This window comes from Polaribacter sp., from assembly GCF_965660385.1.
GTDB lineage: Bacteria > Bacteroidota > Bacteroidia > Flavobacteriales > Flavobacteriaceae > Polaribacter.
In genome coordinates this window covers 1-9051 of sequence record NZ_CBFHZT010000075.1, presented here as the reverse complement: position 1 = coordinate 9051, position 9051 = coordinate 1, and the positions used below count along the sequence as shown (strand labels likewise).

8 protein-coding genes are annotated in these 9051 nt (G+C 31.2%); 3 read left to right on the top strand and 5 right to left on the bottom strand.

All coding sequences use genetic code 11. From position 1 onward, the window contains the following. Positions 1–296 precede the first annotated feature (296 nt). Positions 297–1328 carry an asparaginase gene (locus ACTG3V_RS14260; RefSeq protein WP_439132845.1) on the bottom strand — a complete coding sequence of 344 codons (1032 nt, stop codon included), beginning with the start codon at positions 1326–1328 and terminating at the stop codon, positions 297–299. Between the two features lie 146 nt (positions 1329–1474). On the opposite strand from ACTG3V_RS14260, the gene ACTG3V_RS14255 reads away from it, so the two are divergent. The 3 genes from ACTG3V_RS14255 (at position 1475) to ACTG3V_RS14245 (ending at position 5809) form a co-directional block, all read left to right on the top strand. Then, positions 1475–2173, top strand: coding sequence for a zinc metallopeptidase (locus ACTG3V_RS14255; RefSeq protein WP_439132844.1), 699 nt, complete (start codon positions 1475–1477; stop codon positions 2171–2173). Positions 2174–2392: 219 nt separating this feature from the next. Further along, positions 2393–4789 carry an outer membrane beta-barrel protein gene (locus ACTG3V_RS14250; protein ID WP_439132843.1) on the top strand — a complete coding sequence of 799 codons (2397 nt, stop codon included), beginning with the start codon at positions 2393–2395 and terminating at the stop codon, positions 4787–4789. Positions 4790–4801: 12 nt separating this feature from the next. Continuing rightward, positions 4802–5809 (top strand): sensor histidine kinase, encoded by a 1008-nt coding sequence (locus tag ACTG3V_RS14245; protein ID WP_439132842.1) that lies wholly within the window; start codon positions 4802–4804, stop codon positions 5807–5809. Between the two features lie 62 nt (positions 5810–5871). Here ACTG3V_RS14245 and ACTG3V_RS14240 read toward each other — a convergent pair whose 3' ends face one another. From ACTG3V_RS14240 to ACTG3V_RS14225, 4 genes are all read right to left on the bottom strand, one after another. Next, a complete protein-coding gene (locus tag ACTG3V_RS14240) occupies positions 5872–6687 on the bottom strand; it encodes a 3'(2'),5'-bisphosphate nucleotidase CysQ family protein (protein WP_439132841.1) in 816 nt (271 codons plus the stop codon). Between the two features lie 2 nt (positions 6688–6689). Further along, positions 6690–7637, bottom strand: a complete 948-nt coding sequence (locus tag ACTG3V_RS14235; protein ID WP_439132840.1) for a phosphotransferase — start codon at positions 7635–7637, stop codon at positions 6690–6692. A gap of 225 nt (positions 7638–7862) precedes the next feature. After that, complete coding sequence (locus ACTG3V_RS14230) at positions 7863–8681, bottom strand: purine-nucleoside phosphorylase (RefSeq protein WP_439132839.1); 819 nt, start codon at positions 8679–8681, stop codon at positions 7863–7865. 127 nt (positions 8682–8808) lie between these two features. After that, the coding region (locus ACTG3V_RS14225; RefSeq protein ID WP_439132838.1) for a T9SS type A sorting domain-containing protein at positions 8809–9051 on the bottom strand (243 nt) is incomplete at its 5' end.

Sequence of the window (9051 nt, the reverse complement as noted above, 5' to 3'; positions counted from 1 at the left end):
CTCCAAAAAACATAAATCCTGTTACAGATAAGACATTTACTACTTTTTTCATCTTAGTTATAAATTAATTTTAATAGTTATTAACGGGTTAAAGATATAAATTTTCGTTCCAAAAAAAGAAATTAAATTGTTATTTATGATTTTTTTGGTCAGAATTTCTCTTAATCCTTTTTAAGAGACTGCCAAGTAACAAAAAATGTAATGCATAAAAAAATTTTTTTTAGCTATTTATTGCTTTTTGGTCATTTTGTTGAAAAAAAATTTATGATTCACTCAAATCTTTACAATTTGTTAACTTAAGCAGGAGAAATCTCGCCTCTTAAAGATTTTTCAAAATAAAAAGTGAAGTCTTTTTTTGATAAATTTTTATTTAATAGATACATTAATTTGGCAATTGCAGATTCTGTGGTAATATCTTTTCCACTAATTACTCCAATTTTTTTTAATATTACACTTGTTTCGTAATGACCCTGTACTACACTACCACCTTCGCATTGAGTTACGTTTACTATTTTAATGTGATTATCGATAGCTTTTTTTAACAAATTTAAAAACCACTTTTCATTGGGTGCATTTCCAGCACCATAAGTTTCTAGCACAACCCCTTTTAAATTCTCGATATTTAAAATACTTTGTACCGTTTTTTTAGTGATCCCAGGAAATAATTTTAGAATAACAACATCATTCACCAAATTCTTTCTAACAACTAATTTTTTTGATGAAGCTGCTTTAATAAAATGACGATTAAAATTTAAATGTACCCCACTTTCTGCTAATGGTGGGTAGTTTAAAGAACTAAATGCTTCAAATTGTTCTGCGTTTATTTTTGATGTTCTATTAGCCCTATATAATTTGTATTCAAAATACAAGCAAACTTCAGAGATTATTGGTTTCTGATTTTCTTGTGCACAAGCAATTTCTATAGAGGTAATTAAATTTTCTTTAGCATCTGTTCGTAAATCGCCTATGGGTAATTGTGATCCTGTAAAAATAATAGGCTTTTGCAAATTCTCAAACATAAAACTGATGGTTGATGATATGTAAGACATGGTATCTGAACCTGTAAGCACTACAAAACCATCAAATTTAGTGTAATTATCTTCTATAGTAGATGCAATTTGTTTGTAATGTTTGGTATTCATGTTTGAAGAATCCATAGGCTCATCAAAAGAAATACTTTGTATGGTACAATTTAATTGTTCTAATTCTGGAATCTTGCTAATAATCTGACTAAAGTCAAAAGCCTTTAATGCATTTGTTTTATAATCCTTAATCATACCTATTGTACCACCAGTATATACAATTAATATGTTTGGTTTTTTTGCCATTTTGACATCTATTCTTAAAAAATTATTAATTTTTAACTACTATACTATGTCATTAATTGATTTGATTCCAGAAAAGTTTAATTGGAATACTTTATGTTGTAAATTTATCAAACAAAAAACGATATACAATTTAAAACCTTATAAATATGTTACAATTTTATATTTTGATTGGTGCAATTTCTTTAGTGAGTTGGTTAGTGAGCAATCAATTAAAACAAAAATTTAAAAAATATTCTCAAATAAGTTTGAGAAACGGAATGAGTGGTGCAGAAATAGCTACAAAAATGCTTACTGATAATGGCATTTATGATGTAAAAGTGATTTCTACACCTGGAAGGTTAACAGACCATTACAATCCAAAAGATAAAACTGTAAACTTAAGTGAAGCAGTTTACAATCAAAGAAATGCTGCTGCAGCTGCTGTTGCTGCTCATGAAGTGGGGCATGCTGTACAACATGCAAAAGCATATCAATGGTTAACATTACGTTCTCAATTGGTACCCATTGTTAGTGTTTCTTCTAACTTTTCACAATGGTTGGTAATTGGAGGTTTAATTTTAGGGGCAGCTTCTGGTGCAACAGGTATTGGCTTTTATATTGCTCTTGCTGGTTTGGCAATGATGGCTATGGCTACGTTATTTAGTTTTGTAACGTTACCTGTAGAATACGATGCAAGTAATAGAGCTTTAGCATGGTTAAAAAATAAAAACATGGTTTCTCAACAAGAATTTGAAGGCTCTAAAGATGCTCTTAAATGGGCTGCAAGAACTTATTTAGTGGCTGCTTTGGGTTCTTTAGCAATGTTATTGTATTGGGGAATGCAGGTTTTAGGAAGTAGAGATTAAGAATTTTAACTGCATCTTATAACTCACTTTAACAATTTACAAATTAAAATGCTTCGATTTTCGAAGCATTTTTTTATTACAGGAAACTTTTAAACGGTTTAAAGCGTCTTGTGTTTGTAGAAAATGAATATCTGTTTATCGGAAATTTAACCCATTTCGTCAGATTTTGATTTCTCACTTTCCAATTATCAACCAAATTTGAAGTGTAAAACACCATATATGAAAACCAAAATCAACTTTTTGATCCTTTTTTTTAGTAGTATTTCAATCTTTTCTCAATATAAAATCAATGGAAAAATTACTGATGAACAAAATAGTTCTTTACCATTCGCAAATATTGTATTAATAAAAATTGAGGAAACTACAACACCAACAGGAACTGTTTCTGATGAAAATGGACAATTTTCGTTTGAAAAAATTGCATCAGGAAAATATAAAATTGAAATCTCAATGTTAGGTTTTGAAACCTATAAAATTCCTGAATTTGTATTGAATACCAACAAAACATTCAACATTACCTTAAAAGAAGAAACACAAACCTTAAATGAAGTTGTAGTAAAAAGCAAACGACCTGTTATAAAACAAACTGCAGAAAAACTGATTGTAGATTTAGAAAAATCGGAAATGATTAACACCAATTTACAAGATGTAATGCGCAAAATTCCTGGAGTTTTGGTAACCAATAACGGAATTTCTATTGCAGGAAATAGAGGCGTACGAATCTTGATAAATGGCAAAACGACAGAATATATGGATGTTGAAACGTTATTGAGAGATTTTCCTGCGGATAATATTGCTAAAGTTGAAGTAGTAGAACAACCAGGAGCAGAATATGAAGCATCAGGTTCTGGAGCTATTATCAACATCATTTTAAAGAAAAATGTAAAGTTAGGTACACATGGAAGTGCAAATTCTTGGATTGGTGAAGACCAAGGTTTTGAATGGGGTTCTGGTTTTTCCATTGCCAGTTATAAAAACAAACTCAACTGGCAATTAAGTACGGGCTATTCTCAACCTACTTGGAGAGATGATTTATTTTTAGTGAGAACTGTAGGTACCGAAACTTACGATCAAGTTACTAAAGAGCCTTATGACCCTGATAATTTTAGGATTGGTGGTAGTTTAGATTATTATATAAATGATAAACATTCCATAGGAATTGGAGGGCAAATTAACACCAGAGATTCTGACAGAATTGCAACAAGCAAAACCATTATTTCTGACGATTCAGAGACCAATACTTTATTCTCAGAAAATAGCTTTGACAGACAACGTAGCAACTTCAATATTAACCCTTATTACGAATATAAAACAGATACTGATCGTCTTTTAATTGATTTTAATTATATCGACTTTGTAAATGATAACACCAATACTTTGAGAAAAGTTACAGGTAGTACAATTGATTTTATTGATAGAAAGTATATTCAAGATGGCAACTACAACATCAAAACTTATAGAGCAGATTATACCAAAACATTTTCCGACAATTTTAAATTAAGTGCAGGTACTCGTTTTGCAGACGTAATTACAGACAACGACTTACAAGCTTTTTCTGAACGAAATAACATTTTTGAAAAAGATATTGATCAAAGTAGTCGTTTTGTAATTGATGAAACAATACTCGCTTTTTATGGAAAAATAAACGCTAAAATGGGAAAATGGTCTTTTTCTGGAGGATTACGTTATGAAGATAGCAATACAGATGGTACCTCAACTTTTATGAAAGATAATGAAATGGTTACCGAGGTTCAAAAACGCCCTATTCAAAAACTATTTACAAGTGCCTCTATCAGCAGAAAATTAACCGATGTTTTAGGCGCAAGTTTATCTTACAGTTACAGAATTCAAAGACCTTCTTATAGCAGTTTAAACTCTTTTCAACAATTTTTAGATCCGTTTTCTGCAAGCGAAGGTAATCCAACTTTAAGACCTTCTTTTACCAATAATTATCAATTTAATTTAACATATGATGGGCAACCATTTTTTACAATTGGTTACAGCGAAACAGATGATGCCATTGCGCAAGTAATTAGTCAAACAAACTCATCAGCCCAAATAAGACAACAAGAAACCAATATCGACGAACTGTATAATTGGAATTTTAGATTGTTTGCACCCGTAAATTTTGCGAAAGGTTTAGACGGTTATACTGGAATTATTGTTAACAATAACAATTTTGCGGCTACTATTTTTGATAAAGATAATATTGGCGAATCCTTCAAAATAAACTTAAGCAAATGGAACTTAATTTGGTTTATTCAAGCTAGTTACCAATTGCCATGGGATATTAATTTTGAAGTAAGTGGAAATTACGGAACTGGTGCTTTAGAAGGGCAAATTGAAGTAGATTGGTTGGCTGAATTAGATTTTTCTTTCGGTAAAAAGTTTTTAGACGATAAATTAAAAGTAAATCTTGGTTTTAATAAAATGTTAAACAGAGGTTTTGTAGGGAATATTGATTATGGAAATGGTGCTGCTTGGGTAGAAAGTAATGGCTCTAGACAAAATATACAATTGCGCTTGGTATATAGTTTCGGCTCTAAATTTGGCAAGAAAAAATCTTCTAGAAATACAAATAGAGATGAAGAAAACAGAATTAATGATAGCAATTAATATATTTGTTTAATGAACACAAAGCTTAACAAATCGGACTATGTAATTCTCGCTGTTTTTTATCTCATAAGTGTTACGCTTAGTATTTTTGATTATTTAGATCAAAAAGCAACTTTGCTTGAATATTTAGTTGATATCCCAATGTACGTCATTACTTCGTTTTTAGGAGTGCTTGCTTTTATGTATATCATCATCCCTAAGTATTTGATTAAAAGTAAAAACTATATACTTTTTGCCGTTTTTGGCTTATTAGTAATAACATTAATTGGTGTTGTAGAAAGAATTGTTGGTTTTTCTACAGCCAATAATGATTGGAGCAAATTTCCAGATACCTATAATTTAATCTTATATGGTATTTTTAACGGATCAGATTCTGTTGGTCTTGTATTGGGGATAATCATTACCAAGAAATTTTACGAATCTCAAACTCAAATTTCTAAAATAAAAGAAGAGCAAAAAGAAAATGAGTTAAAATTATTGCGCGCTCAAATTGACCCACATTTTTTGTTCAACAATTTAAATACTTTAGACAGTTTAATTGACAGCAATCCCAAAAAAGCTAAAGAATACATTAATCGATTATCAATGATTTACAGGTATTTAATTCAAACTAAAGATGCAGAAGTGATGGAACTGGCAAATGAAATTGAATTCTCTAAAAATTATATTTTTTTAATTCAAACTCGTTTTGGAAATGATTATGAGTTTACAATTGATAAAAATATTTCTTTGGTTGATAAATTTATACCAACTGGTGCTTTGCAAACCATTTTAGAAAACGTTGTAAAACACAACAAATCTGATGGAGTAACACCCATAAAGACTTCCATTCAAATTAATGAAGGTTGGTTAATTATCTCCAATACAAAATCGAAAGTTATTGCTAAAACAGAATCATTTGGTACTGGTATAAAAAACCTAAAAACGCGATATCAATTATTATCTGATGAAAAAGTACAAATATTAAATACTGATACTAAATTTGAGGTTTTTATACCCATTATTGAATTGAGTACTTAAAAGAAAATACAACTCTTATTTTTCATCACTATCCAATAAAAAACTCAATACCTCTCTCAATTTTATGAAGTATACAAAATACCATCTTCATTCATAAAAGAAGTTTCTTTTTTATTCAAATCTAATTTTTCACCAGCAAAATTAGTAGCATGTAAACCTAATTCATTAAAAATACAAGCAGTCGCAGCATAATCCCAAATTGAGCCTCCTCCTTTTTCATCTTTGGGGAATTTTAAAAGAATTCCAGGTCTGTTTTCTGCTAAATGTACAGCATTTAAAACAGAACCCGACCCAAAATGTTCTTTCAAAGAATCAACTTGTCTTTTGTCTTTTTCACGATGTAAAATCTCAATAAATTCATCCTTTCTAGGCACCTCTTCTAAGCGCTTTTCTATAGTATACGTTAAATAATTGTTTGGTGTTTTTAATTGCCAAGGTTTACCATTTTTAAAAGCTCCTTTATCTTTAATTGCGTAATACAAATTATCAGTTGTAGGGTCAAAAACCACACCTATTTGTGGAACACCTTGCTTAGAAATAAGCGCAATTGAGACCGAAAAACCAGCTTGTTTTTTAATAAAAGCCAACGTACCATCAATAGGGTCTATACACCAAAAAAAATCTTTTTCAAATCTACTTTTATCATCTTCTTGTTCTTCTGTAAGTAATCCTAAATCATAAGTTTTACAAGTTGGCAAAAGGTGAGATAAAATAACACTTTCACTTTTTAAATCAACTTCTGTCAATACTTGAGATGCTATAGAATCGCCTGCTTTTTTTTCTAAAATTGTAAAATCATCATTCATATATTTCTGAATAACTTTCCCTGCTGATGTAGCAGCTTTAATGGCAATGTTGGTTAAGTTTTGTAAATCCATTTTTATAAGTTTTTAATAACTGTTTTAGTAATTCGTTCACTGTAACTATTTATTTTCCAATGCCCAGGACTCCATCCTTTTAAAAACCGATGAAAATCTGCCCAAGCCACAGGATACAATTGGCGCCATTCTTTTTCTAAGGTGTCATTTCTACTACCCAAAGCTTGATGTAGTTTGGTAAAATAGGTGTCCAACATTTTAGTTTCTAAACGTTCGCAATCTGTTTCATTTAAACAACTCCCCACAAAATACGCAACATCTTTCATACCACAACCACCACCTACATATTGAAAATCAACTCCTGCTACTTGTCCGTTTTCAGCAAAACAGAAGTTGGCCAATTTTGCATCTCCGTGTACAAAAGTTTTGTATTCACAGTTGTTTAATTTGGCATCAATAGCAGTAGCCGCTTCTTTTAAAGCCCTATCTTCTAAAACATCCAATTCTTGAGGTCTGGTTGCCAAATGCCAATAGGTGCCTATTTCCCAAAGTCCTTTGGGTGTTTGCCCTAAATAACTGGCATGAAACTTTGCCAACCATTCCAAACAAGCTTTAATTTCTTGCCAATTGACACTTTGTTTACGTAAAGGAAATCCTGCTGCATCTAAGTCTTCTAAGATAATGAGCACTTCATCATGATACTGTTCAATGCCATAGCAATGAGGCAATCTTGCTGAACTTTGCGCACTATAATTTTGATACCAAGCCGTTTCAACTTCGTAGGATTTTAATTTGCGTTGATGCCCAATTTCTGAGTTCCAACCTCTTGGATGCTTGTTTCGTTTAGGGAGCTGGACATTTTTAACCACTACGCTTTTAACAGCTGCACCCTCTAAATGAATTCTTTTAATTTTACCATAACCGCTCCATAACTCTTGGATGGTTTCTTTTTCTTGCATGGCGATTGCACCTGTGCTCTCTAGGATTAATGATTGAAATTTGTTATTCATAAAAAAACTAAAGATAATAAGACCTTTCAGGTTTTCAAAACCTGAAGAGTCTTATTAATTTATAAAGTATCTGTAATTCCAGTTCTAAATAAATATATAGAGGTCAGTAGATAGTTTCTTATATAAATTTATAATTTATGGACGAATGTCAGGTTGAGCGCAGTCGAAACCTATATTTATCAATCCAATAGTTCTCGACTGCGCTCGAACAGACATCAAAATTTATTATAAAACCTCAATCACCCCTTTAAACAACGCAATCATTTTGGGTTCTGCTTCACCAGCAATGGCAATAATTTCTGCAATGTTTACGGGTTGTAGGTTTTTTGGATCGCATTCGTCTGTTAACACAGAAATTGCAGCACAAGGTAAGTTGAGTTGTTTGGCAACAATCACTTCAGGTACAGTGCTCATACCTACAGCATCCGTTTCTAAAATTTGCAACATTCTATATTCTGCTCTCGTTTCTAATTGCGGGCCTAAAACACTTGCATACACACCTTCGTGTAATTGGATGTTTTGTGCAATAGCAATGGCTTTTAGTTTTTGGTTGATGATTTTTGAATAGGGTTCTAATAGATCTACAAAAATATTTCCGAAAGCATTGGCTCCTTGAAATGCCAAAGGGGAACTACCTTGTAAATTGATATGATCTTCAATCAACATTAAATCGCCTTTTTTATAGTTGAGGTTGATGGCACCAGCAGCATTAGAAATTAATAAATTTTGGATGCCTAAACCATGAAAGGTTCTAATGCCATAAGTAACTTCCCAAGCATTGTAACCTTCATACAAATGAAAACGTCCAGACATGACTACTACTTTTTTGCCTGATAATTGACCATAAATTAATTTACCTGAATGAAACTCAACTGTGGCTTGAGGAAAATGTGGAATTTCTGCATAGGGAATTTCTTTTTCAATTGCTATTTCATCCACTAATTTACCCAAACCCGTGCCTAAAACAATTCCTATTTCTGGATTTGTAATTCCATTCTTTTTTAAAAAATCAATAGTTTCTTGTAACTGTTGTTGTTTGCTCATATTGTTTTTACTTATCATCTGCAAATTAATTTGTCATTTCGACCTTGTGGAGAAATCTAATAAATCACTTTAAACAATGAGATTTTTCGACTCCATTTCATTTCACTCAAAATGACAGAAAACTAATTTATTGAATTACTAATTTTTGTGTTTTCGATTTTCCATCAATTGTAAGTTTCACCAAATAAACTCCTTGGTTGAAAGCCGAAACATCGATGGTGTTTTTTGTACTTTTATTTTGATAAAAAACGGGTTTTCCTAAGACATTAAAAATACGAATTTCAGCAGATAAATTGTCTAAATTAGACAATTGAATTTTATCTTTTGCAGGGTTTGGATAAATCTGAATTTTATCCACAGGAAAAGTAGT

Bases quoted from the DNA above. Each gene is read 5' to 3' on its own strand.
- ACTG3V_RS14230 (WP_439132839.1), bottom strand. From the start codon at position 8,681: ATGAGCAAACAACAACAGTTACAAGAAACTATTGATTTTTTAAAAAAG.
- ACTG3V_RS14245 (WP_439132842.1), top strand. From the start codon at position 4,802: ATGAACACAAAGCTTAACAAATCGGACTATGTAATTCTCGCTGTTTTT.
- ACTG3V_RS14250 (WP_439132843.1), top strand. From the start codon at position 2,393: ATGAAAACCAAAATCAACTTTTTGATCCTTTTTTTTAGTAGTATTTCA.
- ACTG3V_RS14240 (WP_439132841.1), bottom strand. From the start codon at position 6,687: ATGGATTTACAAAACTTAACCAACATTGCCATTAAAGCTGCTACATCA.
- ACTG3V_RS14260 (WP_439132845.1), bottom strand. From the start codon at position 1,328: ATGGCAAAAAAACCAAACATATTAATTGTATATACTGGTGGTACAATA.
- ACTG3V_RS14235 (WP_439132840.1), bottom strand. From the start codon at position 7,637: ATGAATAACAAATTTCAATCATTAATCCTAGAGAGCACAGGTGCAATC.
- ACTG3V_RS14255 (WP_439132844.1), top strand. From the start codon at position 1,475: ATGTTACAATTTTATATTTTGATTGGTGCAATTTCTTTAGTGAGTTGG.